The sequence below is a fragment of the Methanobrevibacter cuticularis genome (assembly GCF_001639285.1).
GTDB classification, from domain to species: domain Archaea; phylum Methanobacteriota; class Methanobacteria; order Methanobacteriales; family Methanobacteriaceae; genus Methanobaculum; species Methanobaculum cuticulare.
This window is the reverse complement of the sequence record NZ_LWMW01000098.1, coordinates 44974-71485: the sequence shown is the minus strand read 5'-3', so window position 1 is coordinate 71485 and position 26512 is coordinate 44974. Positions and strand designations below refer to the sequence as shown.

Sequence of the window (26512 nt, the reverse complement as noted above, 5' to 3'; positions counted from 1 at the left end):
CTCATTTGTTTAAATTAAGCAGAATATTAATAATATTAGAATTAGAATATAATCATAAACCTCAATCTATATATTATATTCAAAAAAATTAATAATACTTTTTAATAAAAAAGTATATCTAAATTAACAGATAATTAGCGAGTTTTTTTATAACTCCTTTCTTTAGTCTGGATTTTAAAACACTCCAGTATTTTCTAGGGTTTTTGCTTTCACTTAATACTCCTACAACATCAATAACCGAAAAAAACCATTCTTCTTTCTCATCATCCCAATGAGTCCGTATTTCACGATTTTCAAAAAGTTTGATTTGATTTTCATTTTCCATTTATAATCACTTGTTTTTATTTTGTTTGTTTCTTGTTTATTATTTTTTCATAATGTTATTTATAGATATGATTAGAGCAAATGAAAAATAATATTTAAAAAATAGCATTGGTTAATATAATTCTCTATATTTTTACTATTTTAATACATATATCTATTAAATCTAATTTGATAACTGTTGAGTACAAATAGTAGGAGATCCATCCAGACACAGAATCTTCATAAAGCAATGTTCTAAAAATAATCAAAATAATTGATAATTAAAAAAAAGGAAAATAAAGAAAAATAAAGCTATACTGTCTAAATAAAAGAACTTAAATTCTCCTATAAAAAATATATCAAAATATTATATATAAAATATAATAATATAATATCTTAAATTTTAATAATAAATATTTAAAAAAAAAATGAGGGTCAGCCAAAATTCCATATCAGTTTGTCAAAATCTTAGGAGAATCCTTTGTTTAGCAAAAGAAGAAACTTTTTTTTGAAAAAAGCTATTTTTGGCCGACCCTCAAAATTAATAAAAAAAGAAATAAAAAAGGTTATGAAGCTGTAGAATGGAAATAATTAAAATAAAAAATAATTAATAAGAGTTAAAAGTGCTTATTTATAATGAATAAGTTAGGAAATGATAAACACCATTATATTTTACATCCAATTTGTTAATTGTAATTCTTGAATGTTTTTAAAGTGTCTTGTATTATTTGAAACCAAAATTCCATTATTTTGCATAACTATTGTAGCTATTAGAATATCCATATCACCAATAGTTTTTCCTGCTTTTTTTAAGTTTGTAAAAATTTCAGCAGCTTCTACCATGCTTTGATTATTTAAATTGAAGACTTCTATCTCATTTAAAAAAGTTTCAAGTTTTTTTATCTTTTTTTCACTACCAATATACTTAAAGCCTTTTACTATTTCATAAACATTTAATGTGGTGGTGCAAATATCCTCTCCATTTTGTAGATGCTTTAAAAGAGCAGATTGAATATTTTTGTTTCCTTTAAAATAATTTATGAGAATATCAGTATCAAGAAATATCATACTCTTCCCTGCCTTTGGAGAAGTCCTTTCTTTTTTCTATAATATCATCAAATATCTCTGTATCAAGGTCACTCCAAATACCAGAGAATTCAAGAATTTTATTAATTTTGTGTTTATCTATTTTTCCTTTTTCTTTACTAAGTCTCAGTTCTACATTAAAATTTCCTTTAGGTAGTGGATCTTCAAAGTTAAAATTTTTTCCATCATAAGTTCCTTTGATTTTGTACATAATAATCACTCTAATCTTTAATTATATTTTCATTTAAATGATTTTTTCCTGATTTTCCTAATCATATTAAATATATTTTTATATTATAATATAAGGAGTTTGTAATTAATAAATTTTTTTATTTAAATTATTCTTGTTTTATTTAATTCCATTTATTTTTCATTAAATATAGCTAATAGACTTTTCGAATAACTGCATAATCATATCATGTAGTAAATGGGAAAACAGAGATGTACACTATTTTTTCGCCGTTTTAGTAACTAAACACTTGCTTTCACTAAAAAGTTGGAAGTGATAATTACAATAACTTATTATATTGTAGCTATTTACTCCCTCTGATTAGATAAAGTATTATAAGGAGTTGCAATGCTCATCAGCTTACCTTTCATAATCATATAAGAAGGACAAAGCCAGAACATGATAAAATATGCTCCAATTTCAATTAATATGTTTATTTTTCATGAATTATAAATTTATATAATATATTGTAATTATTATTTTTGAAAAAGTAATGTTTACTAATCTTTACTAAATCTTAATTATACTAAATAATCAAGAGAATTGATTCTGATTTTTATTATAATGATAAGTTTAAAAATGTAAAAATATGGGATAATCGTAGAGAATATATTTCCTCGCCAAATTATAAAATAAAAATAGAATAATAAAAATAAAATATATTGAATAAATACAAAAATAATTAAATAGCTGACAATTAAAAAGAAAAAAGATAAAAAGAATAAAAAAGAGGAAAAAAGATAAAGTTATTTATCTTTTCTTTTTATAGCTATACAACTCAGTACCTTCGTTTATTTTAAATGTTTTAATACTTTTAGCATATTTTTTAGCATAAGATGCTTTCATCCATCCGGTTCGGAAATATATTGTTTTTCCTTTTATTAGAGGGCGAAAAAAACCAGACTCAGCAATTAATTTATCTCCAACATAAACATTTATAGTTCCTGAAGCATGATATTTGCCATAATTTTTAACTTTAACATTATAATAATATCTGCTTGAGCTTATTTTAACCTTTTTTATACTAACTATTTTAAGCCTATTTCTAAGACCATTATTCTTATAATGGTTTTTACTAAATTTATTATTTTTACCTAAGTCACGATAAGCAGCAAATTGATTATTTTCAAAATAATTATTAATCACCTTTGTATTTTTAACAACAGCATTAATAAAGATTCCATAACCCATATTAAATGGAGCCACTCCCTTCCCAACACTATTTATTATTCTATTGTTTTTAATAATATTATTAGAATATAGAATTTTTATTTTTTTAGAACCAATATAATTAGTAGTTCCACCTATTTCTATTCCATTTGTACAATTTATTATTTTATTATTTATTATTTGATTATTAGAACCCCTTATACTAATACCTGGCGAACCACCTGAAATAGTATTCCCACTAACAATAGAAGTACCAAGTGCTACTGTATTACCATTACAATATATTTTGTTATTAGTAATATTACTATTTCCCGCAGAAAACCATCCTTTCAATGTTATAGTATTATTATCAAATTTAGCTCCAGATGATGATATAGCAGCGACGATAACATTATTAAACACTTGAGAATTCTTATCAAAGGATAGACTCACACTATTTATCTTACTATTTTTAACAATGCAAGTACCATCATCTAAATTATTAATAACATTACCATTATTACTAAAAGAAGAACCAGAAATAGTACAAACACCATAATTACTAATAATTCTATACATACCATTATTACTAAAAGAAGAACCAGAAATAGTACAAGAACCAGAATTACTAATAACTCCATCCCTACCATTATTACTAAAAGAAGAACCAGAAATAGTACAAGAACCAGAATTACTAATAATTCCATCCCAACCATTATTACCAGTAAAAGAAGAACCAGAAATAATCAAAGTACCAGAATTAACAATAACATTTAATCTAATACCCTCATGACTAGTGAAAGAAGAACTAGAAATAGTACAAACACCAAAATTACTAATAACTCCCTTGTGATCAGCAATATTACCAGTGAAAGAAGAACCAGAAATAATCAAAGTACCATGATTAGTAACTGGATTAGATTCCCCATCGACAAGATCATAACCAGAATATTTATACTTACCAGCATTTTTTATAGTTAAATTCACCAATGTTAATTTAATACCAGAATTCACATTAAAAGCATATCCTTGCTTTTCCAAGTCAATAACTGTCTTATCACGACCTTGACCTTTAATAGTCAAATTCTTATCTATCGTATTATTTCGATTTCCATCAATAGAACCTTTCCAAGTCCCAACACCAAGCTCTAATGTCCCACCATTAGCTGTACTATCAATACCCTCTTTAATAGTAGTATCATTACTGATAGCTACTGCATCAACAGAGTTAACTGAAACTATAGCTCCAATAGCTATTACCAACATCAACACTATTAAAAATATCGATGATAGATCCTTAAATTTTAATAAACCCATATTTAACAATCCTCCATGATTAATTTATAAAAATCAAAAAAATAATTTTATAAAACATGATAATATATTAGAGAGCAATCACTATATAAACTTAACTCAAAAACAAAAGGCTCACAAAACTCTATATAAACAAAAATACATTCTAAAATGCTCTCACGTTTTAAAAAAAAAAAAAAAAAAAAAAATATAAAGAAAATAAAGAAAAATAAAGCTATACTATCTAAATAAAAGAACTTAAACTTTTCTATAAAAAAATATATTAAAAAATATATAAAGAATATATTAAAAAAATAATTTTACAAATTTAACTAAATTTAAATATTTTGAAAGCTAATAACTAATTAGTAAAAAAGATAATATGGAAGGACAAAATGGTAGTTGTAAACATCCCAAACAGCTTACTTAAAGATATTAATAAAATAGCTGCAGAAAGAAACCTTGATGAAAGTCAAATGTTGAATCAAATAATAAAGAAGGGTATTGAATATACAAAACAAGAAGAATACGAGTTATTTAAAGAACTTGATATTTTAACTAAAGAAGCTCGGGAAGGTAAAGGAATTGTAGGAGACATTGAAACTCTTGCCAAAAGATATGGACTTTAAAATCAGATTAATGCCAGAAGTTGACAAATTCCTAAAAAAATTATCTAAAAAGAATACTAAAACTTTACAGATAATATGGGAAGGCATTGAAGAAAGTAAAAAAATCTTTATAATTCAAAGCTTCTTAAAATTATTAGTAGGAGTATGAGTATAGGAAGATTATATGAGAGTTTCCAAAAAACACTGTTTTAAATAGCTATTGAAATCTCATCGTAATTTAAAACTGGCATTTTACTATTAGCACCTTTAACTAGCTCAATTAATCCTTCTTTTTACAAATTTTTAACTTTATTATGTACTGTGCTAACATCTTTATTAGCTAATCTTGCTAACTCTCTTATGTTTTCAGGTTTTTCTTTTTTGATGGTATTTAATAAATTAAGATCATTTCACTAATACTAATTTTATCAGTTACTATGCTGGTGGTCCTTTCTATTTCTTCATATAAATGGTTCAAATGGTATTTCCAAGCATTTAAATCAACATAACAAACCATATTATTAGTTTCTTTAAACATTTTTTCTAATTGGTCAATACTTCCATAAGTTTTTTCCATTTCTTTTACAAAATCTAAACCAGTTTGTTTTTTGTTTAAATTTATTATCATTCTTTCAACTCCTTTCTAAGTTGATCTAAATTTAGCCCTTTATTTTCATCAACATTGTCATAATTTATGAACATATAACATTATTATAATCAACTTTAAGACCATTGACTTTTTGAACCTTTGGTTTAATTGAATATTTTGCTTGTTTATTTCCTTTTAAATATATTTTTATAGAAATCTTTTTAGTTTTTATGATTCCCATATTTTTGATTTGCCATGTGATAGTTCTGATTTTTTTGTTGTAAGTGGCTTTATTTAGTTTTTTCGAAGTTAAAATCTTTTTCACCTTCAAATTTTTTGGAATTTTATAGGATATTTTAAAGGTGGTTTTATCTGGACCGTAATTATAAACTATGGTTTGTAATTTAATAGTTTTCTTTTTTGATTTGCCAGTGCCTTGCATGATTATTTTTTGAGTGTTTTTTAATTTAACAATTGATAATTTAGGAATATTTAAATAACTAAGTTTAACATCACTAAAATATTCGTCGTTAGTTTTGTGAATAGCTTTAACTGTGATTTTACCAGTTGATTTAACAATATAGCTGAAAGTTGCTATACCTGATGCATTAGTTTTTCCAGTTCCAATGTATTTATTATTAATATAAAAATCAATATATTGGTCTTTAACTCCCTGTTTGTTATGGGTTAATGTTGCTTTTAAATAAATTACTTTATTATAAATTCCATTATAATTATCCATAGATATTGATGAAGGTTTTTTATATATGTAAATGTATTTTGTTAAATTATTTTCAGTATATTGATTTTCATTTAGATAAACAACTATTTCGAAGGTGCCTTCTTTATTAAATTTGTGGTAAAGGATAGCTATTCCTTCATTATTTGTTTTAATATTGTACTCTTTATTATCAATGACTAACCGTAAATCTACATTTTCTAAAGGATTATTAGATTCTTTTAAGCTAATATTGATAGTTATATTGTCATTTACATAGGAAATATTTGGAAATTCAAGGGATAAAGTGTTGTTAATAGGGTTAACTATCAAGTTACCTGTTACAGAGGAAACTTCATAATAAGTTCCTGTATAATTAATTGTAAATTGGAATGAACCGGTATTTAGACTAGGTATGTTGTAAAAGACAGCTATACCTAAAGCATTTGTTGTGGCATAATATGTTGAACCATAAATATTCAGAGTTAAATTCTCATTTGAAAGGAGTGTATGATAATTATATATGAAAGTAGCTTCTATATTAACTTGATTTCCAAATGTAGTAGATGCATCATTAACATATATGTTAGCATTACGAGGAATTTCTACATAGCTAAAGTTTGTAAATTCAATATTATTAAAGAATAGATAAAATACATTATTAGAAGAATTTAAAGTAACATTAATGTATCCTTTTGAACTTCCATTTAAATTTATAATATTATCAAAATATACTATGTAAGCTACAAAAGAAGGTAATGTAGTTATTACAGAACTGTCGTTTAGAACAAATCCATAATTCAAGGTTAAATTAGTCCCTCTATAGGCATTAGATGAATTAGTAAGGGTCACGCCTTTAATATAATATTGAATTGAAACTTCATTTTGAAACTCATTAGTAGGAGGATTTCCTCCCCACCAGTTATAGTTAGCTATTATGTTACTGGTACTATAGTATGTACCCACCTCGAAATTCTGTGTATTGTTAAAAATATGGTTAAAATCAATATTAACATTGTTTACAGAATCCATTTCAGCAAAAATAAATGCGACTAAATTATCATGAAGAATATTTCCAGTTATATTATAATAAGACCCTCTCTCAATTAAAATACCATAGTTTGCATTGGAAACTTTTGAATTATAAATTCTATTATTGTCTTTTGACATATAAATTCCAAACATTCCATAGGCTACTGTAGAGTTAATGATACAATCGTTTCCACCTTCTAAGAATATTCCATAAAAATTATTGCCTATAGCTATTGAATTGGAAACATTATTTTCTCCTGTTAAAATGGGATCTGCATCACTTGCAGTGTGAATTCCCCACTGTCCATTATAATTAGCTGTACAACCTGTAATATTCCCATATCTCCCCAGTATAAATATTCCAAAGTAATTATTACTGGCTATTGAGTTAATAATGTTACTATAGTTACCAACAATAATAATTCCATCCATAGTATTATCACTACCATTACAGTAAGTCACATTATTGTAATTACCTTCAATACTTATTCCTACAGAATTAAAATATGTGTTCCCATTTCTAAGGGAATTATAACTCCCTTCAACAGATATTCCCATAGAATTATTATAAGAAGTGAAATTAGAAATAAGATTATCATTTCCATAGATAAAAATTCCATAGGTGGTATCATAAAGATATTTATTATCATAGGAACTTATGTTTGAAATTTTGTTGCGATTACCAACAATCCACAATCCATCATAGTTAGCATAGATCCTACAATCAGAAACGATATTGTCGCTTCCAACTATCAGAATACCATTGTTTTTATTATTAGAGCTAATAACGCTCAATATAGTGTTAAAATTCCCACTTGCATTAATCCCATTTTCATTGTACTGCAAATCACAGTTTTTAATAGTATTATGTCCTGAAGAAACTGAAATTCCATTATAATAATTACTAATATTAATATTTTCAATAGTAATATAACTTCCACTTAAACTAAAAGCACTTTCTTCATAAGATATTCCAGAACCATTAAAAAGTACTTTCCCCCTATTGGCTGTTAAAGTAATATTGTTTTTATTAATACTGACAGTTTTGTTTTGATAAACGCCATCTTCGAAAAAAAGAGTATCTGTCGGATTCATCGTATTAATAATATTATCTATATCGGTAGTAGAATTTCCAACATTTACTTTATATTCTGTAGCTGAAACAGACCCTGCCATAATTAAAGTCAATAAAAATAACAATAAAACACATAACATTTTAAATTTCATTTTGAATTCCTTCTTAAATTTAATATATAATAATTAATTGAAAATACAGCGACTAATTAAAAATACAAGAATGTTTTTGGAGCTTTAATAAAATTAGGAACATTATTATTGTTCACGGAAATAGAATTATTAATATCTGCATTACAACCCCTAAATCTTTAATATAAACTCCATTAACAGAATGAATAGACAATAAGATCATAAAAACTGAAAATAGCAAAAATACTAAAACAAAAGAATCCTTTTTATCTAAATATTTTCAATTATTAAAGTTCATGAAAATCATTCAAAAATTATTAGTATGTGATTATAAAGCATGCTAATATATTAATGAGCAATCACTATATAAACTTAACTCAAAAACAAAAGGCTCACAAAACCCTATATAAACAAAAATACATTTTCAAATAATAGCACCTTTTAAAAAAAAAAGGAAAATGAAGAAAAATAAACTTATACTGTCTAATTAAAAAAGCTTAAATTCTTCTATAAAAAAATATATTAAATTGTTTTATATAATTAACTTTATAAAAATTTATAAAAGATTATAAAAATTTTTTATCATTTTTCATTAAATTGACAAAAGAAGTCAAATATACAAATAAAATACTTTTTAATTAACCATTAATTAGTGTTATAGTCCTAGACATTTGATTTAAAAATAATATTAAATTTTTAATCGTTAAAATTCTTTTATTTATAAAAATAATGATAATATGAATATTTAAAAATATTATAATTTTGAGAAGTTTTGTCCAACACTATAATACCCATTTTAGATAAAAATACAAAATAATACAATATAATGTAATTATTAAAACATAAAATAGCCATTAAATATACCATAGATATTTAATTAAAACATAAAATAACCATTAAATATACCATAGATATTTAATTAAAACATAAAATATCCATTAAATATACCATAGATATTTAATTAAAACATAAAATAGCCATTGAATATACCATAGATATTTAATTAAAAAATAGCAATTTATTATAATATACCTATTTGAATCGTTTTAAATAGGGTTTTTCATTAAGTGAAAGGCATTTTTTAGTTAAAAACTCCATTAGAATTTCATTGAACCATTCATAATCTATTATATTCCATAAGTGAATAGCTCTATAGACATTGAATATTTGAGCTTCAGGAAATGTTTCTTTTATTAATTCAGCTGATTTAACTATTTTTGGATATTCTTTAGTTCCAAATAATACTAAAAGATTCTTATTTTTAATAGAATTAGGTTTTGAGAATTTAAATTTTAGTGATTCTTTTGTGATTGAAATTAGACTGTTATTACTATTTTCAATGGATTCTTTAAGTTCTTTATAATATTCTTTTTGTAATCCATATTCAGCTAAATAAGCTTTTATAATAAAATCTGGACTTTTATCACCTAAAATATCTTCTTGCAGTTGATTCACAAGAGTTAATAAATTGTCTATTTTTCTTTCTTTTTGTGAATTTATCAAATTAGCTATTTTATCATCTTTATCATGAGTTGCCTTTAGATTCACTCCAGTTATAACAGCGTTATCTATCACTTCAGGATATTTAGATAGAATATATAAAATTATTTGTCCACCTAATGAAACTCCCACTAAATGTGCTTTCTTATTTTTAGCTATTTTCTCAATTAGTTCTTTTATGAGAATAGCTGAATCTTTAATTGAAAATTCTTCTTTAAAAGAGCTATTTCCATGTTTAGGCAGGTCAATGTATACACAATGATAGCTATTATTAAAATAACTCCTTTGATTTTTCCAAATCCAATTACTAAGAAAATTACTGTGGATAAAAATTATTGTTTCTTTGTTATCCTTTCCTTCTTCCTCATAGTATAGTTCTTTTTCCACAACTATCTCCTATTTTCATTATATTTACTTTATGATATTTATTAAATTTTTATATGAGTTTTTATCTATGAACTATTTAATAAAATTTTATATAATATCATATAATTATTTATAATTTATTTTTTAAGTACAAATTTTAACTAATCATTGTCTATTTAATGACAAAATGTATTGTTTTTCATATTAATAGAAATATTAATATAGTAGAAACATGAAATAAATTATCTTCATGTATGCTAGTACATATGTGTAATTAATATTGTTATGAGGAGGAAAGCTCAATTTATTACAACCTCTTACTGTAGATCACCATTTCCTTCTCATGATGGTATTTTTTAAGTATAATCGCATGATCAATATCTTATTCTTAAAAAATCAGACTATTCATGTATCCTATTCATTTTCTTAGTTGATTTAAACCCATTGAACATTGGCCGTAGTGAAAACATGCTGATTTGAAAAGCAAGGGTTATATAAAGAATTACTTAATTTTGTAGTGTTGAATGTCACAGCTATGCTTTTTCTAATATTATAATTCATTCGATCTCCTGCTGAAACTCTATCTTCTCTTGAGGTCAAGGTTGGTGATGATGCATATGCTCTGATTTGAATACTTGTTCTATTGTATCTATCATCAAAACCTCTATTTAATTTTTCTATCTTTATTATTGTAATTGCATTGTTATGAGTCAAAGGAGTTTTATTAAGTGAATACTTAGTATATGCATCATCATCATAAATAGCTATTTTATTTTCTGTTGATCCAAAACTTATCCCTTCTCTTGCAGCAGCCATAGCTAAGTTGATATCAGTTTCATAACTTAAAGAATTAGCTAATAAAAATATTAAAACTAAACTAAAAGATATTAAAAGTAAAAACTCTATGGTTACCTGCCCTTTGTTATCATTTCTTAAATTTCTATTTAAATTCATCTTTTATAACCTTACTTATCTTACAACTTTAACAAACAAAATCCACTATCTTACAATTTTAACAAACAAATCCACTATCTTACAATTTTGATAATCAATCCAACTATAAAATTGAAGTAAATAGCTAGTAGATTAAAACACGGAAAAATTAATCACAGAACTACATTAAATCCTATAAATTTGGATCATAGAAATATTGTTATCATCCATAGATTTCTTAATTTTATAAGCTTCACCAGAATTCAATCTTATTTCCTCTAGAGTATTGTTATTAAAATCTGCTAATCTTACTGGAAATATAGTTGATTCTCCTTTCTTATTATTGGATATGAAAATTACTTTATTTTTTTTGACTATGAGATTATAATTCATCTTAGAAAGATTATTTGGAATTTTTACCTCTTTTATATTCCCAACTTCATTAGAATTCACTTGATTTATAGAATTAGCTATTTTATCAATTAACAATCTAAAATTTACTTCTTCTTCAATAATTTTCTCATTATCCAATGTATTTACAAAGAAACTTAAAGTAGTCATAGCTATTAATAAAGTTAAAAATAATGTAAATACAAAATCAACTGTAACCAATCCTCTTGAATTCATCGATTAATTCTTTCTAGTTTAATATTAAAAAGTATTACTATTTTTTAACATCCATACTGTTATTATTTAATTATTTTGCAATGAAAACATGATTTTGTTATGAAATAACAGAAATAAGGTGAAATTATAAAATTTAAATAAAAATAAAAAATTATGATATCAATAGAAAGATATTAATAGAAAATATTAATATAAAACTATTATAAGAATACTCTTGATAATTTCAAATCTTCTATTTTAATTAGAAATAAATCATCATAATTAGAAGATTATAGTTATGAGAGTTTAAAAATCACAATAAACAGTATGAGGGGATAGAATGAAAATTTTTATAATTAGTTCAGGAGAATATGGATCAAAAATAGTTAATGGAATAGCTAGTCAAGGATTTGCAGCAAATATTGTTGGGATACATGAATTTCCTTCTAAAGATGAAGTACCAGAATTTATTGATGATATCAGTGAATATATACCTGAAAATATCCCAGAAGCAGATTTAATAATAGCTACTGGGATACATGGAGATATAAATATGGTAATTCCAGCTATTATTGAAAAATCTGGAGCCAAATCTGTGATTGTGCCTACAAATCATCCCAAACAAATCCCTATTGGACTTCAAAATGAGATTAAAAGCTCTTTAAATGATGATGTAGCTATTCTATTTCCAAAACCATTTTGTTCTCTCCTTCCTATCGGTGATAAGTATATAGATGAGTTTGCAAAGGTACTTGGAAAACCAAAATTCAAAATTGAAGCTAATGATGAAATAAATTCAATAGAAGTTATAAGAGGAACTCCTTGTGGATCTAGCCCATTTATAGCTGAAAATTTAGTAGGAATATCAACTAAAGATGCTGAATTTGAAGCAAACAACAAGCTTCATAATTTCCCTTGTTCTGCATCGATGGCAAGTGACAATAATACAGGAGATACTATTCTCCATTTAGCTACATACAAAACAAAAGAAGCTATAAAAAGAGCAATTGGTTTCACCTATAAATCAGCAATAGTTGATGAAGAAGTTTGTGAAGGATTAGAAGAATGTGATAATATCTGTTTAAATTCTTGTCCAAATGTATTGACTGGTGATGAAACAATATATTTAGATGATAATGGTAAAGCAAAAATCGATCCTGGTTCATGTGGTGTTTGTGAAATTTGCATTAAAGAATGTCCTTATGGAGCTATTGAAATATATGAAGAAAAAATGCCTGTAAACAAAGACAACGATTAAGATATATGATAAAATAATTAAAAAACATTGCATAATTAAAAAATAATAAATGAAATAAAATATAAACTAATTAATTAAAAATTACAAAATAATAACTTAAAATCACCTCCATTAGGAAAAATATTAATAAAATTACAAAACAATAACTTAAAATCACCCCCATTAGGAAAAATATTAATAAAATTACAAAACAATAACTTAAAATCACCCCCATTAGGAAAAATATTAATAAAATTACAAAATAATAACTTATATTATCTCAATATTAGAAGTATGCTGATTTTTAAAAATAGCTACAAGTAAATTAAAAAAATTATTAAAATTAGTGATATAATGAAAGGAAAAGTCATTTTCATTGGTGCAGGTCCTGGTGACCCAGAATTATTAACAATAAGGGGATATAAGGCAATCGAAAAGGCAGATATTATTATATATGCAGGATCACTTGTTAACCCAGAAGTGTTTAATCACAGAAAAAGAGAAGCTAAAGTTTACAATAGCGCAATTCTTGATTTAAATGAAATAATAGCTATTATAGAAGAAGGAATAGATGCAAACAAGATAATAGCTAGAGTTCACACTGGAGATCCTTCAATCTATGGAGCTATTGGTGAGCAGATTAGAGAATTAAAAATTAGAAATGTTGAATATGAAATAATTCCCGGTGTTAGTTCTGTATTTGCAACAGCTGCTGCACTTGAATCAGAATTAACCCTTCCAGAAATTTCACAAACTGTCATTATTACAAGACCAGAAGGAAGAACTCCAAAACCTAAAAAAGAAAGTTTAACTAGTTTAGCTTCCCATAATGCAACTATGTGCATATTCTTAGGAATCGGAATGATAAATGAAGTTGTAGATGATTTAAAAGAAGAATATTCTGAAAATACTCCAGTAGCTGTTGTAAAAAAAGCTTCTTGGGAAGATCAATTAATTATTAGAGGGACTTTAAAGGATATAGCTAATAAAGTCAAAGAAGAAAACATAACAAAAACAGCTATGATAGTAGTAGGTGATGTTTTAAATCCAGGTAATTTTAAAGCTTCTAAATTATATGATCCTAACTTTAAACATGAATATAGATAAGCTAGTTTCATTGAAAAAATCAATTTACAATATTTAAGTAACATTTAAACAATTTTAAAATAATCTCCTAAAAACAATAGATTTTAAGAATTTGAAATTTTAAGCCCTCAAAATAGCTAGATCATCTTAAAATTAAAATTAAATTCAATGAAAATAACATCAAATAAACATTTAAGCACCATATTCTTATTAATAAAATAAAATTAAAACAGCACACTAAAATAAAAATTCTTAAAAGTGATTATTTCCCACATACTAGATACTATTTTCTTTAGAAAGAAGACCTAATCTCTTTCAATATCAATAGATCCTCCTTCATAACCACATACACCCATACGAGGGGAATTAACAACTGGCATGTATGCATAATCCTCAAAATCAGGACACTCCTTTTCATGTTTTTTTCCACACTTATCACAAAACATGCTATCATGAACAGTACATATCTGAGTAGCAATTTCTTCGTTACATGAATCGCATTTCCATTTAAGAGGGTCATTACGTGAAAGCAAGACTATTTCATCTTCTGCTTTTACAGAATATTCTCCTAAAACAGTTAACTGAAGCTCAGTGGTGCTTCCAAAGTCATATTCATAACCCAACTTCAAATCTTTATAAAAAACTTCTTTCACTTTTTCACTCATTGACACTTGACCACTTGAAAAATCACTCATATGTCCACAACATTCAAGCCAAATACCACGAAGAAAGCTATCAATATCCTCCATAGTTGCCTCACCATCGACCCATAATGAAAGAAAATAAGGTAGAGAACCATAGTATGGATTAGATTCTATTTTTATGAGATATGACTGTCCTTTTATATTTTCAGCCTCTTTTTGCTTTAAATGAGTTTTTAAATGACGATTGATTCCTGCTTTAGTAAAAGTTTTACCACAAAATATACATTTGCCTTCTGATTTGGGAACGTTCATTGACATTTTCTATTTCTCCTATATATTAACATGCTATGTTTTACCTAATAAATATTACCTTAAATGACAATTATGGTTAAACCTATGAAAAAGTTAAACCTATGAAGTTTAGTATTGATTTTAGTTATTGGTTTATTCTTATAAATAATTGTTGATTTTAAAAAAATTCTTGCTTTTTGAACTTGTTCCATTTTGGAACAAATTGAATTTTCTTTTATAGTCGAAAACGATTTTTTGGCAATATTAATAAATCCCAAACAGTTTATTTTATTCTTTATATTGAAAATAAAGACATAGTAACTAAATAAAAAATATAATTATTGCCAAAAATTTCGTGCTTGACTATAATTCAACAGCTCAAAAATATTTTTTAAATATTTTGTAATTGCTTGACTATTAATTTCAAGAATTTTCACAGCAAGAAAATAGCTGAAATCCCATTATTTAAAGAATAAATTAGAGGAATTAAAAAATTAGAAGAATTAATCAATGCTTTATTATGAATGCAAAAAATCAGAACAAAGAAAAAATGATGCAATAATTTTTTTGGCTAGGGAATAATTATTTTTGTTCAGTAAATATGTATACTAAAGTGAACATTGTTTAAAAAAATTTAATATAGGGAGTGTCTCATAAGTCACTTTTTTAGAAATTTTCATGAAATTAGTTTCCATGAAAATCATTTAAATATTAAATAGTTGATAAATTATGTATTAATAGCTATAATAAATTAATTGTTTTATTTAGTTTGATTTTTAAAGAATTTATATTATTTTAAGTTTAAATTATAGATTTTTTAAATATTATTTTTAAGAAATAAAATAATATAGGTAGTTATATAATATTTAAAGATTTTAAATGAGGAATACTTTTATTAAATTTTTTAAAAATCTTACTTATGAGACACTCTCATATATTTAAATTTGTTCAATGTATTTCCTGAATTTTCAACATTGTTCAACGAACTTTGAATCATTTCCCATCCAATTTTTAATTAGGAAATATTTTTTCCAGCCATTATTTGATTAACAATTACCCTAACAAAAATAATGTAATTTTTTTGATATCTCATTCTTATTTCATGATAAAACTATTTTTAATGATTTTCTAATAATCATTGAACAAAATAATAATAATAATAATAATAATAATAATATCTAAAAATCACTAATTTTTTTTACAATCCCTTAATTATAAATATTTTAAAGATTTAATATTGCATTATAATAATATATTTTTTAAAATGGAGAATGAATAATGACTAAATCATTGATTGAAGAGTTACCAAAAATTCTTAAAAGAGGAAAGAAGGAAGCAAATAAAATTTTGGGGGGGGGGGGGTAATTATAATCTAATTTTACAAACAAATGAATATGTACTCCCTTCTAAAGATGAAAGTGGATATTTTAAAGAGAAAGTTAAAGAAATCGATGAAAATTCATGGATGAATAAACTTATCTATGGAGATAACTTGTTAGCTATGCAAGCTCTTTTAACAGAGAGTGAAAATAGTCCTTCTATGAGAGGAAAAATAGATTTAATATATATTGACCCTCCTTTCGATTCAAAAGCAGATTACAGAACAAAAGTCAATCTTCAAAATGGAGATATCCAACAAAAACCAACGGTAATAGAACAATTTGCATACAAAGACACTTGGAAAGATGGAACTGCAAGCTATTTAGAAATGATGGTTCCAAGACTAATTTTAATGAGAGAATTCTTATCTGAGAAAGGTTCCATTTATGTCCATATTGATTGGCATGTAGGACATTATTTAAAAGTAATTTTAGATGATATTTTTGGAAAAGAAAATTTTCTTAATGAAGTTGTATGGGTATATAGTGGTGCTACAAGTCCAGGATTAAAAGTCTATGCTAGAAGACATGATATTTTATTGCTATATAAAAAAAGTAATAACTATATTTTTAATCCTGATGAAATAAGGCAAGAATATTCTGAAGCATCTCAGTCTATGCAAGGCAAAACAAAAAAATTTCACAATAGTGATGAAGAAATTGTAATTGAACTTAATAAGAAAGGTAAATTTCCTGAGGATTGGATCTATATTCCTACAGGTATTGCTATGGCAAAGGAGCGTGTAGGTTATGGAACGCAAAAACCAAAAGCACTTCTTGAAAGAGTTATTAAAGCTTCTTCTAGTGAAAATTCTGTTGTAGCTGACTTCTTTTGTGGTTCTGGAACAACAGGAGCAGTAGCTGAAAAATTAGGTAGAAAATGGATTATGAGTGATTTAGGTAAACCTGCATGTATGATTACAAGGAAACGACTTATTGACCAAGATTCAAATCCTTTTTTATTCCAATCTATTGGAGATTATCAAAAAGAACAATATGAGCAATCAGAATTTAGCACAATTAGAGATTTATCTCAAGTTGTAATGCATCTTTATGGTGCAAGACTTTTTAATGAAAGTGAAAATATTCATACAAATTTAGGTTATATTAAAGAATCTAAAACTCTTATTTATGTAGATTCTCCTTCTAAAATGACAGGGTATAATACTTTAGTTAAAGCTCAAAAACTTCGAAATAGTTATAAAGGAGGATGGAAAAAAGTAGTTGTTTTGGGATGGAACTTTGTTCAATCTATTGGTCAAGATATCCAACAATTGAATGATAGAAATTTAGAAGTTCTTGTTATTCCTCCTGATTTATTGGATCAACTTAAAACAAAATCTAGTGCTAAAAAATTAATTGAATCTGGAAAAGTTCGTTTTTCATCTTTACAATATCTTAAAATTAAAAATACTTCGACTATGGGTTATGATAGTGAAAATGAAGAATTAATTGTGGAATTAGATAATTATATTTTATTATCTCCTGATGCTATGCCTTTAGATGACAAAAATAAGGAAAAACTTAGGTATGTTATCGCAAATGAACCATTATCTTTAATTGAATATTGGAGCGTTGATCCTGATTATGATGGAGAAGTATTTAGAAGTAAGTGGCAAGATTATAGGCAAAATACTGCTAATGATAAAGATCCATATAATGTTGTAAAAAAAGCTGTCTTAACGGTTCCTAAGTTAAATCATTCACGAAAAATTTGTGTTAAAGCTGTTGATGTATTTGGATTTGAAAGTGCGACTACTGTTGAACTTAAATAAAGGAGATTAAATTATGGCTAAAGAAATGAAAGGTACAGGTTCAAATCCTCTTGATATGGCTAATTTTTTAAGTGGTGAAGTTAATAAATCATTAAAAGATGGATCATTTTTAGACAAAGTTTCTCCCATTACTCAAGATCTTTTAAAGTATTGGTTTGATGAAAGTTTTTCTGATTTACGGGATTTTAATTTTCATAAAGGACAAAAACAAGCTATTTTAAATATTATCTATCTCCATGAGGTTCTTGGTATTGAAAATGTGTTGGGATTATATCTTAATACCAATCCAGAAATCCTTCAAAGGATGGATGTTGATGATTTAAGTAAAGAAAAATATCAGCATCCTATGTATGCTGTTAAAATGGCTACAGGTACTGGAAAAACTTGGGTATTAAATGCAATATTAATTTGGCAATATTTAAATGCAAGATTTGAAAGTTTAAACATTGAATATGGGGGAGAAAAATCTGGGAAATTTTCAAAAAACTTTTTAATTGTAGCTCCAGGATTAATTGTTTATAATCGGCTGTTGGATGCTTTTATTGGAAAAGAAGACGAACAAGGAAATCGTGACTTTGAAACTTCTGATTTTTATAAATTTAAGGAATTATTTATTCCTAACTACTATACAGATGTAATTTTAACTTTTATTCAAAATTCAGTAGTTAAAAAAGAAGAAATATCTTCAAAAGTAACAGGGGATGGGTTAATAGCTATTACTAATTGGCATCTTTTAGCAGGTGTTGAAGAAGAAGTTGTTATTGATAATCCTTTAGAGTACCCAACAGAAGTTTTATCTAATGCTCTTCCTATTTCACCAGGTACATCTGGAGGAAATAGTTTAGAATCATTGGATAATAATTTTTTAAAAGGAAATGAACTTGAATATTTAGCTCAGTTAACTGATTTAGTAGTTTTCAATGATGAAGCTCATCATATTCATGAGGTTAAAAAAGGAGAGGAAATATTTGAAGTTGAATGGCAAAGAAGTCTTAATTTTATTTCAAAAGATAAGAAAAATAGATTTATTCAAATTGATTTTTCAGCTACTCCTTTTAGTAATACCTCTGGAAAAAATAAAATTAAACATTACTTCCCCCATATTATTGTTGATTTTGATTTAAAAGCTGCTGTTGTTAATGGTTTAGTGAAAATGATAGCTATTGATAAGAGAAAAGAAATTGATTCTATTGATTTAGATTTTAAAGCTATTCGTGATGGAAGAAAAGTAATTGGTCTCAGTGAAGGTCAAAGATTAATGTTGAGAGCTGGGCTTAAAAAATTACAAATTTTAGATAGTGAATTTACTAAATTAGATAAAAATAAACATCCTAAAATGTTAATAATGTGTGAAGATACACAAGTAGCTCCTTTTGTTAGTGAATTTTTATATAATGAGGGATTATCAGACGATGATGTGATGGAAATTCATTCAAATAGAAAAGGTGAAGTTACAGAAAAACAATGGAATGAAATTAAACAACGATTATTTAATATTGATAATTATGAAAAACCAAAGGTCATTGTTTCAGTTTTAATGCTTAGAGAAGGTTTTGATGTAAACAATATTTCTGTTATTGTTCCACTTAGATCATCTGATGCAACAATATTATTAGAACAAACTATTGGTCGTGGTTTAAGATTGATGTGGAGAGAACCAGAGTATGTTGAAACTAAAGCAGAAGATAGAAAAAAGGTTTTAATTGATAAAAAAGAGCCATCTAATTACTTAGATTTATTAAGTATTATTGAACATCCTAAATATATGGATTTTTATAATAAATTTTTAGAGGAAGGAATTGTAATTGATGTTACTGATACTCCAAAATCAGGAAATACTTTAGGAGATATGATAACAGTAGGATTAAGAGAAAACTATCGAAATTTTGATTTTTATTGGCCTATTATTAATCGTGAACGAGAAGAAATATTATCTAAAGAAGAATTATCTTTGGATAATCTTGAGCCATTTGATATTCCGTTATCTAGCCTTCAAAAAATTAAAGGAGAAGGTGGAGAGAAATTTGAATCCCATGATATTATTGTTAGAACAAGGTTTGGAGAGTATAATGTCACTGCAGATTTATTCTCCTCAGAAAGTTATAATGAATTCATTTCTAAGATTATTAATTCAATAACATCACAAATCCAATCATTTAAGCAAGGTCAAAAATCTTTCCCAGTAATGCAAATTAATAATGCTGAAATTGCGGGCTTAATTGATAATTATATCAGATATAAATTATTTAACACCAATTTTAATCCATTAGAAAATGAAAATTGGAGAATTCTCTTAATGTCTGCAAATTCTATTACTAATCATATTATTAAAGAAATTAGTAAAAAAATTTATCAGCTACAAACAAATGTTAATGTTCGTGAGGCTGAAGTCAAAAAAATTTTCTTTTCACAAGTTGACACATTAAGAATGAGAAAAAATTATTCATTAGAAATATCTAAATCTATTTATAATAGATTGCCTTACCCTTCAAATAAAGGAGGTTTAGAAAAATTATTTATAGAAAATGTTGATCTTGATGGAAGAGTTGATTCTTTTGTAAAAATAAACGAATATTATCATACATTTGCTACAATAACTTATATTAGGGAAGATGGACTACTTGCAAGGTATTTCCCAGACTTTATAATTAAAGTTTCAAATGATATATATATTGTTGAAACAAAGTCAGACCATATGATGAGTTCATTTAATGTTCAATCTAAAAGAATAGCTACACTTGATTTTATTGAAAAAATTAATCAACTCAAAGGAGAAAATAGAATGGATTCAAAATGGCATTATGTTCTTTTAGGAGAGACAACATTTAGAGGAATGTTAAATAAAAATGCTTCAATTAAAGAAATTTTAGATTATTCTGTATTAACTGAATCTAAAGTTAAGGGTAACTTAGATGATTATTTATGAAATATTATTAAGTATAGTTATATAAGATATATTAATGAATACACTCCTTACAAAAATCACATCGACATAATAGTGAATTCTAACACAATATCTCAATTTAAAACGCGATACCAACAATTAAAAAAGAAAATAAAGAAAGATTTAATCCAAATAAAACCTAACAGAAAATTTAAAATAACAACAAAAGCCAAAAAACACAAAATACCATCTCAACGGAAAATAAAAAAATTAACTTGACAGCATGGTTTCTCACTATACATTAGGATGCTAGAGTTTTATTAACAATTAAAATTAGATAATACCCATTAATAATTATAGAATCTATATTTTAAAAATAAAGCTTAAAAATCATTGGATTTTAAAAAATCTATTATATTTAGATGTTTTATTCCTTTTTGTGAAAAATCTACTTCATCCATAGTTATGAGGATTTTTTCATGGTTATCTTTGATTTTCAACAAAGAGTTAAATTCTCTTTCAATAGTTTTTTCACTAGCAAGTAAATAAGATACTTGAACATAAAAAGTTTTTTCATGATTTTTACATATAAAGTCTATTTCAACATTATTTAATTTTCCTACATATATTTCATATCCTCTTCTTAAAAATTCCATATAAACGATATTTTCAAGTATTTGACCTATATTTTTAATATTTTTTCCAGCTATTGTCTCATTAAATCCATGATCAGTAAAATAATATTTTTCATAGATTTTTAATATTTTTTTTCCAATCAAATCTTCTCTTTGTACCTTATGTATTAAACAGGCTTCTTGAAGATAGATTAAATAGTTGTAGATAGTATCTCGTGAAACTATCCTATTTTCATTTTTGAAAAATTTTGAAATACTTTTTGCAGAAAATGTGCAACCAATATTATCCATTAAAAATTTAATTAATTTATCAAATAAATCCACTTCTCGAATATTATTTCTATACACAATATCTTTTAGAATAATGGAGTTGTATAAGTCTCTTAAGTAATCTATCTTTTCATTTCGATTTAGTTGAAGTACTAAAGGCATACCTCCATATTTTAAATATTCCATGAAGAATTTTTTCTCATCACTATCCTTAAATTTTAGTTTCAATGATTCTTTAAAAGAAAATGGGTAAATTTTTATTTCAACGTATCTCCCTGCTATAAGAGTGGCCAATTCTCCAGAAAGTAAATTAGCATTAGAACCAGTTATAAATATTTCTGCATCTAAGTCTATCCTATAGCTATTTATTGATTTTTCCCAATTTTTAACATTTTGTACTTCATCAAAGAAGAGATATAGAGGTCCTTTCAAATCATGGGTTAAATTTTCAATTAAGTTGTTTAATTTAGTTGAGGAGTCAATATCCATATATTTTGCAGATTCGAAATTAATTAAAATTATGTTGTCTTTATTAATTCCTTCTTCTATTAATTCATCAATAATTAGATGTAGCATAGAAGATTTTCCACATCTTCTAATCCCTGTTAAAACCTTTATAACATCTTTACCTATTAAATGTCTGATTTTTTTCAAATATAATTCTCTTTTAATCATTTAAACCAAATACAATTATTTTAAAAATTACATCTATAGATGTTATTTTCATAAATATTAAAAAAGTAACATTTATACATGATTATTTTTGAAAAATCTTAAAAATTACAATTATAGATGTCTAATTTATAATATATAAAATTTTGCACTCAAAGTTTTATTTCCTGAGAAATAAATCTAAAATCAAAATTTTAAAAATCAACTAAATTTCGTTATTATTTAAATGATAGTAAACAATTATTATTTTAAAAAAATTAACTATATAAATGTAATAGCTATTTTAGAAAATAGCTATTAATCAAAGTAGTAATTTATAGAATTTTACTTCTAGTTTTGAAAATTTTGTTTTATTTAACTAAAAAGCTATTGTCTGCAATTTATAGAGTTTTTTATCCTTAGAATCATTACCAAGTAACAATGATTTGTATAGAATTAATTTGGGCAGAATTTCGCCAAATTGAGATGAACCAGCTTCTTGCCATGATTTAAATTCTGAAATTTCATCCTCTTCATAGTCATAATGAGGATAATCATAGTAATAAGGTCCACAATCACATTCTTCTGTTATATCAAAACAATATTCACCTACACATTTAGAACAATACTCTTGTGGGTCCTCCACTGCACATGATTCACTACCACAATACCCAAATAGTTTTTTAGATGTATTATATTCTACAAGAACTAATGTGTGTGCATTTAAAACTTTTTCATTTTTATCTTTGACAAAAATAACAAGATTTGTAGTGTTAATAGACTTTGGAATCTTCAATGTAATATTAAATCTATATAAATTAACCGCCTCATCTGAAACATTTTCAATATCTATAACTTCAATATCAGAATCTCTTGAATAAATTTTAACACTCGAATCAGCCTTTTCTTCAACCGCACCACTTAAAATGTAATAATTATACTTATCCGTATCATTAAAACCATGATCAAAAAGACCAAAGGTATCTAAATCATGGTGGGAAATAAACAAATATGGATCATAAACCGTTTCAATGTTTTCAAAAATATCTGGAGATCTTTCAATAATGTTTGAGCTATTTGTGATATTTCCATTGACACATACAATAGACATAGCTATTAAAACAACAATTATAAGAAGATAAATCTTTTTTAAATTCATATAAATCAAATCCTAAAAAGAAAATTAATGATTAATACTGAAATTTAATAAATACATTCAATAGATTTCACTTTATCAAAATCTGAAATAGATTTCACTTTATCAAAATCTGAATCAACAGAACAAATCTTTTTAATATCTAAATCTTTCATTATTCTTATCTTCGCAGCACCTAGTAATGACAATATTCCATCATATTTTAAATACATCTTATTTTTTATTTTTATAGAAGTCATTTTACCATAAAACTCAATTATTATTCTTTAGACTTGTTCTATTTTGGAACAAGTTGAATTATTCTCCCCATTATTTTTTATTACTTATATTTTACCTATATGTTTATGATTATCGTTTATGATTATGTCTTATATTTTATATAGTTTATATAATAATTATTCAGTTTTAAAGAAAAAAAGAATATTTAAATCTAATTTTTAGTCATTCTATTTCTTTTTGCTTAAAATCCTTGATTTTTCAAGGATTCTATGTATTCTTTTTGTTATTTCGCTAAATTCATTTTTTCAGATTTATTTATTAAAATATTTCTCTCATTCCAAAAAAAATAATGAAACAAACACACCTAAACCCGCACAAAACGCAAATGCGAATATAATTCCCCATATAACTTTTATCCACCATACTTTATTAATTTTATTATTTCTAATTTTTACTATTTAATATTTCACAATCCTTGTTTTAATAGATTCCTTTGTGCAATCTTATAACACACGGACTATCATATAAGGAATTATTTATTATCCAGTCAGTCATTTAAATCCCCTTATTTTCTTACGATTTCACCAAAATTATCATTTATGTATTCTACTATTGGTCTTGCCCATGGTGGACTATTTTTAGTATCAATATAGAATACTCTTTGGTCGTTATCTAATTCTATGGATTTTATTTTAATCGGGTTGGTTTCTATGTGGAGTTCTTGCCAACCCCCATTTCTCCATACCTCTGGATGAAGTTCTTCATTTTTTAGGATCCCCACATCTTCAAGTTCTTTTTTAGGGTCTTTGTAGATTTTTTCACCTGTTGTTCTTTTTCTTTATTGTATATTGTAGTCGCAATCCTTGTTTTAATAGATTCCTTTGTGCAATGTAGAACAATTTATCAACTAAGAAGATTGATTATTCATGTAATATTATCATGACAATTTAAATATTAATATATTTATATTTTTCAACAAAATTATTAAAAAGTATTTTATCTTCTTAATTCAATCTTAAGCCTTTTATTTAATCTTACTCTATAAAATCTATATTAATAAAATTATAGAAAAAATTAAATTGTCTTAACAATATATTTAATTAAATTAAAATTAATTAATATGAGAAGGATTAATAAAATAAAAAATCAGCTATACGAAAATATCGTATAACTTCAAAAAATAATAAAAAATTGATAATCAGTATGGAAAAAATACTACAAAAATTCCATACTAAATCCTAAAGAAAATAAATTATTCTTTACTTGATAAATAAAAGAGTAAACTATACAAATTTTTCAACATTCTCTAAAACATAACTGGAATCAATAACACAATTATTAGTTTAAGAATCAAGATTTGAAAATTTTAATTCATAATCAGCATCATTTCGTTTATCTCTAAGACGATTAAGTTTTTTAAAAATATTCCTACCAATTTTCTTATTGCCTCTTTTATGTTTTGAATATAATTCTTTATAAACTCTTCTTACTTCATAATGAGCTTCAGATTTTTTACTATTAATCTTAGTTTTATTTTCTTTATCCAAATAAGCTTTCTTTTCAATTAGAAAATCTCTAGCAATACAATATGCAGAATAATATGACCGATTAATAGATGTTCTTTTCTTTGCAGGGCTGTCATCAAGTGCTAATTCACATGCAAGAGTATAATAATCAACCCAATCAAAATTCATTCACACAAACTCCACATTTAATAAAAAATCATCTAAAGTATCATCAGTTTCAAAATTGAAAGTCAATTCATCTATGATTTCTAATTTTTTATTGGCTTCGGAAGGAGAGATATTTGTATGAATATAAGCTCTAAGAGCATGTTTGCCCGTATCATGATCTTCAATTAATTCAAGAGAAATAGAATCATTAGGAAATTCTCTTTGAACAAAAATTGGAACATACAACAATAATATTTTCAAGTCATCACTATTTCTTGAAATAAATTTTTTAATTTCACCAACATTTGATAAATTATACATAATACTTAAATTTCGCCAAAAAGCAGGAGTAATACCATAAGAAGATTTAAATAGTTCTCTGTTAAATCCCTGCGTAAAAGGTATTGTGGGAAATTGTACAGATTTAATCATATCAGAAATATTTAAAGTTCCTCCATCATAAACAAAATCAAAGTCATCAAGACAAGATCTACGATATACAGTCATTGGAATCCCTTCTACAAAATATCGATTATCTTTTTCATTAATTTATCAGATGAAGAAGAAATTCCTTGGGCATTAGTATCAATAGTTAGTTTCTTCTTATCACTATCTGCTATACTAGAATGGCCTAATATTATTAAATCATCAGGTGTATCTTCATTAGAAACAGCTAAAACTAAATTAATAGCCTTCACTTCATCAAATTCATCTTTAAATTTGTTTAAAAAATCTTCTTTAATAAAATCGGTGATGTTTTTATCTGAATCAACAGAAACCTTTAAAAGCTCTATTTTACTTTCATCTATCATTTTTTTTTACTTCCTTTCAATGTCGACTAGGAGAAGGCCGAATAATTTCTCCCTTTTCTCGCTTTTAAATTAATTTTAAAAAAAATATTACTAATTACTTTTGTGCTGTAATTATAACTTGTATTACAATTATAAATTTATTAGAATATAAATGTTTTTAATACTTTTATGTATTAACTTAT

24 protein-coding genes are annotated in these 26512 nt (G+C 25.2%); 6 read left to right on the top strand and 18 right to left on the bottom strand.

Features of this window, described 5'->3' with window-relative positions; genetic code table 11:
- Positions 1-118: 118 nt before the first annotated feature.
- From MBCUT_RS05240 to MBCUT_RS05225, 4 genes are all read right to left on the bottom strand, one after another.
- Positions 119-325 carry a phage antirepressor protein gene (locus MBCUT_RS05240; protein WP_067259635.1) on the bottom strand — a complete coding sequence of 69 codons (207 nt, stop codon included), beginning with the start codon at positions 323-325 and terminating at the stop codon, positions 119-121.
- Positions 326-975: 650 nt separating this feature from the next.
- Complete coding sequence (locus tag MBCUT_RS05235) at positions 976-1371, bottom strand: type II toxin-antitoxin system VapC family toxin (protein ID WP_067259634.1); 396 nt, start codon at positions 1369-1371, stop codon at positions 976-978.
- Entirely contained in the window at positions 1358-1600 is a 243-nt protein-coding gene (locus MBCUT_RS05230) for a hypothetical protein (RefSeq protein ID WP_067259633.1), read from the bottom strand. The genes MBCUT_RS05235 and MBCUT_RS05230 overlap by 14 nt, the downstream gene beginning before the upstream one ends.
- 768 nt (positions 1601-2368) lie before the next feature.
- Positions 2369-4084 (bottom strand): right-handed parallel beta-helix repeat-containing protein, encoded by a 1716-nt coding sequence (locus MBCUT_RS05225; protein WP_067259632.1) that lies wholly within the window; start codon positions 4082-4084, stop codon positions 2369-2371.
- A 371-nt stretch (positions 4085-4455) separates the two neighbouring features.
- Between MBCUT_RS05225 and MBCUT_RS05220 the strand changes: the two genes are divergently transcribed.
- Both MBCUT_RS05220 and MBCUT_RS10855 read left to right on the top strand, forming a co-directional pair.
- Entirely contained in the window at positions 4456-4689 is a 234-nt protein-coding gene (locus MBCUT_RS05220) for a hypothetical protein (RefSeq protein WP_067259631.1), read from the top strand.
- Positions 4667-4837, top strand: coding sequence for a hypothetical protein (locus MBCUT_RS10855; RefSeq protein ID WP_157082492.1), 171 nt, complete (start codon positions 4667-4669; stop codon positions 4835-4837). Before MBCUT_RS05220 ends, MBCUT_RS10855 begins: the two co-directional genes overlap by 23 nt.
- Positions 4838-4961: 124 nt before the next feature.
- On the opposite strand, the gene MBCUT_RS11885 is transcribed toward MBCUT_RS10855, so the two are convergent.
- The 6 genes from MBCUT_RS11885 to MBCUT_RS05195 all read right to left on the bottom strand — a co-directional run bounded on the left by MBCUT_RS11885 (position 4962) and on the right by MBCUT_RS05195 (position 11639).
- On the bottom strand, positions 4962-5030 hold the full coding sequence (locus tag MBCUT_RS11885) for a hypothetical protein (RefSeq protein WP_449288492.1): 69 nt from the start codon (positions 5028-5030) through the stop codon (positions 4962-4964).
- A gap of 29 nt (positions 5031-5059) precedes the next feature.
- Positions 5060-5296, bottom strand: a complete 237-nt coding sequence (locus tag MBCUT_RS05215) for a hypothetical protein (protein WP_067259630.1) — start codon at positions 5294-5296, stop codon at positions 5060-5062.
- Between the two features lie 64 nt (positions 5297-5360).
- Positions 5361-8234 (bottom strand): right-handed parallel beta-helix repeat-containing protein, encoded by a 2874-nt coding sequence (locus MBCUT_RS05210; protein WP_067259629.1) that lies wholly within the window; start codon positions 8232-8234, stop codon positions 5361-5363.
- Between the two features lie 1011 nt (positions 8235-9245).
- Positions 9246-10100: an alpha/beta hydrolase gene (locus tag MBCUT_RS05205; RefSeq protein WP_067259628.1), complete on the bottom strand. Its 855-nt coding sequence runs from the start codon at positions 10098-10100 to the stop codon at positions 9246-9248.
- A gap of 414 nt (positions 10101-10514) precedes the next feature.
- Positions 10515-11033 carry a hypothetical protein gene (locus MBCUT_RS05200; protein WP_067259627.1) on the bottom strand — a complete coding sequence of 173 codons (519 nt, stop codon included), beginning with the start codon at positions 11031-11033 and terminating at the stop codon, positions 10515-10517.
- Positions 11034-11198: 165 nt separating this feature from the next.
- Positions 11199-11639, bottom strand: coding sequence for a hypothetical protein (locus tag MBCUT_RS05195; RefSeq protein ID WP_067259626.1), 441 nt, complete (start codon positions 11637-11639; stop codon positions 11199-11201).
- Between the two features lie 319 nt (positions 11640-11958).
- On the opposite strand from MBCUT_RS05195, the gene MBCUT_RS05190 reads away from it, so the two are divergent.
- Positions 11959-12876 carry a DUF166 domain-containing protein gene (locus tag MBCUT_RS05190; protein ID WP_067259625.1) on the top strand — a complete coding sequence of 306 codons (918 nt, stop codon included), beginning with the start codon at positions 11959-11961 and terminating at the stop codon, positions 12874-12876.
- Positions 12877-13209: 333 nt separating this feature from the next.
- A complete protein-coding gene (gene cobM, locus MBCUT_RS05185) occupies positions 13210-13962 on the top strand; it encodes a precorrin-4 C(11)-methyltransferase (protein ID WP_067259624.1) in 753 nt (250 codons plus the stop codon).
- A 284-nt stretch (positions 13963-14246) separates the two neighbouring features.
- Here cobM and MBCUT_RS05180 read toward each other — a convergent pair whose 3' ends face one another.
- Positions 14247-14903 carry a hypothetical protein gene (locus MBCUT_RS05180; RefSeq protein WP_067259623.1) on the bottom strand — a complete coding sequence of 219 codons (657 nt, stop codon included), beginning with the start codon at positions 14901-14903 and terminating at the stop codon, positions 14247-14249.
- Positions 14904-16170: 1267 nt separating this feature from the next.
- On the opposite strand from MBCUT_RS05180, the gene MBCUT_RS05175 reads away from it, so the two are divergent.
- Positions 16171-18030, top strand: a complete 1860-nt coding sequence (locus MBCUT_RS05175; protein ID WP_211263773.1) for a site-specific DNA-methyltransferase — start codon at positions 16171-16173, stop codon at positions 18028-18030.
- Between the two features lie 13 nt (positions 18031-18043).
- Entirely contained in the window at positions 18044-20956 is a 2913-nt protein-coding gene (locus MBCUT_RS05170; protein WP_245634945.1) for a DEAD/DEAH box helicase family protein, read from the top strand.
- A 341-nt stretch (positions 20957-21297) separates the two neighbouring features.
- Here MBCUT_RS05170 and MBCUT_RS05165 read toward each other — a convergent pair whose 3' ends face one another.
- The 7 genes from MBCUT_RS05165 to MBCUT_RS05135 form a co-directional block, all read right to left on the bottom strand.
- A complete protein-coding gene (locus MBCUT_RS05165) occupies positions 21298-22494 on the bottom strand; it encodes an ATP-binding protein (protein WP_067259622.1) in 1197 nt (398 codons plus the stop codon).
- Positions 22495-22849: 355 nt separating this feature from the next.
- Positions 22850-23629, bottom strand: coding sequence for a hypothetical protein (locus MBCUT_RS05160; RefSeq protein WP_067259621.1), 780 nt, complete (start codon positions 23627-23629; stop codon positions 22850-22852).
- A gap of 44 nt (positions 23630-23673) precedes the next feature.
- Entirely contained in the window at positions 23674-23865 is a 192-nt protein-coding gene (locus tag MBCUT_RS05155; RefSeq protein WP_067259620.1) for a hypothetical protein, read from the bottom strand.
- Positions 23866-24410: 545 nt separating this feature from the next.
- Positions 24411-24626, bottom strand: a complete 216-nt coding sequence (locus tag MBCUT_RS05150) for a hypothetical protein (protein WP_067259619.1) — start codon at positions 24624-24626, stop codon at positions 24411-24413.
- Between the two features lie 562 nt (positions 24627-25188).
- Complete coding sequence (locus MBCUT_RS05145; RefSeq protein ID WP_067259618.1) at positions 25189-25539, bottom strand: hypothetical protein; 351 nt, start codon at positions 25537-25539, stop codon at positions 25189-25191.
- Positions 25540-26025 (bottom strand): hypothetical protein, encoded by a 486-nt coding sequence (locus MBCUT_RS05140; RefSeq protein ID WP_067259617.1) that lies wholly within the window; start codon positions 26023-26025, stop codon positions 25540-25542.
- Between the two features lie 11 nt (positions 26026-26036).
- Complete coding sequence (locus MBCUT_RS05135) at positions 26037-26330, bottom strand: hypothetical protein (RefSeq protein WP_067259616.1); 294 nt, start codon at positions 26328-26330, stop codon at positions 26037-26039.
- Positions 26331-26512: the final 182 nt, after the last annotated feature.

Coding starts and splice junctions, on each gene's coding strand:
- MBCUT_RS05200 (WP_067259627.1), bottom strand. CDS start 11,033: ATGAATTTAAATAGAAATTTAAGAAATGATAACAAAGGGCAGGTAACC.
- MBCUT_RS05170 (WP_245634945.1), top strand. CDS start 18,044: ATGGCTAAAGAAATGAAAGGTACAGGTTCAAATCCTCTTGATATGGCT.
- MBCUT_RS05215 (WP_067259630.1), bottom strand. CDS start 5,296: ATGATAATAAATTTAAACAAAAAACAAACTGGTTTAGATTTTGTAAAA.
- MBCUT_RS05220 (WP_067259631.1), top strand. CDS start 4,456: ATGGTAGTTGTAAACATCCCAAACAGCTTACTTAAAGATATTAATAAA.
- MBCUT_RS05235 (WP_067259634.1), bottom strand. CDS start 1,371: ATGATATTTCTTGATACTGATATTCTCATAAATTATTTTAAAGGAAAC.
- MBCUT_RS05225 (WP_067259632.1), bottom strand. CDS start 4,084: ATGGGTTTATTAAAATTTAAGGATCTATCATCGATATTTTTAATAGTG.
- MBCUT_RS05195 (WP_067259626.1), bottom strand. CDS start 11,639: ATGAATTCAAGAGGATTGGTTACAGTTGATTTTGTATTTACATTATTT.
- MBCUT_RS05160 (WP_067259621.1), bottom strand. CDS start 23,629: ATGAATTTAAAAAAGATTTATCTTCTTATAATTGTTGTTTTAATAGCT.
- MBCUT_RS05135 (WP_067259616.1), bottom strand. CDS start 26,330: ATGATAGATGAAAGTAAAATAGAGCTTTTAAAGGTTTCTGTTGATTCA.
- MBCUT_RS05145 (WP_067259618.1), bottom strand. CDS start 25,539: ATGAATTTTGATTGGGTTGATTATTATACTCTTGCATGTGAATTAGCA.
- MBCUT_RS05210 (WP_067259629.1), bottom strand. CDS start 8,234: ATGAAATTTAAAATGTTATGTGTTTTATTGTTATTTTTATTGACTTTA.
- MBCUT_RS05165 (WP_067259622.1), bottom strand. CDS start 22,494: ATGATTAAAAGAGAATTATATTTGAAAAAAATCAGACATTTAATAGGT.
- MBCUT_RS05230 (WP_067259633.1), bottom strand. CDS start 1,600: ATGTACAAAATCAAAGGAACTTATGATGGAAAAAATTTTAACTTTGAA.
- cobM (WP_067259624.1), top strand. CDS start 13,210: ATGAAAGGAAAAGTCATTTTCATTGGTGCAGGTCCTGGTGACCCAGAA.
- MBCUT_RS05240 (WP_067259635.1), bottom strand. CDS start 325: ATGGAAAATGAAAATCAAATCAAACTTTTTGAAAATCGTGAAATACGG.
- MBCUT_RS05190 (WP_067259625.1), top strand. CDS start 11,959: ATGAAAATTTTTATAATTAGTTCAGGAGAATATGGATCAAAAATAGTT.
- MBCUT_RS05180 (WP_067259623.1), bottom strand. CDS start 14,903: ATGTCAATGAACGTTCCCAAATCAGAAGGCAAATGTATATTTTGTGGT.
- MBCUT_RS05155 (WP_067259620.1), bottom strand. CDS start 23,865: ATGACTTCTATAAAAATAAAAAATAAGATGTATTTAAAATATGATGGA.
- MBCUT_RS05140 (WP_067259617.1), bottom strand. CDS start 26,025: ATGACTGTATATCGTAGATCTTGTCTTGATGACTTTGATTTTGTTTAT.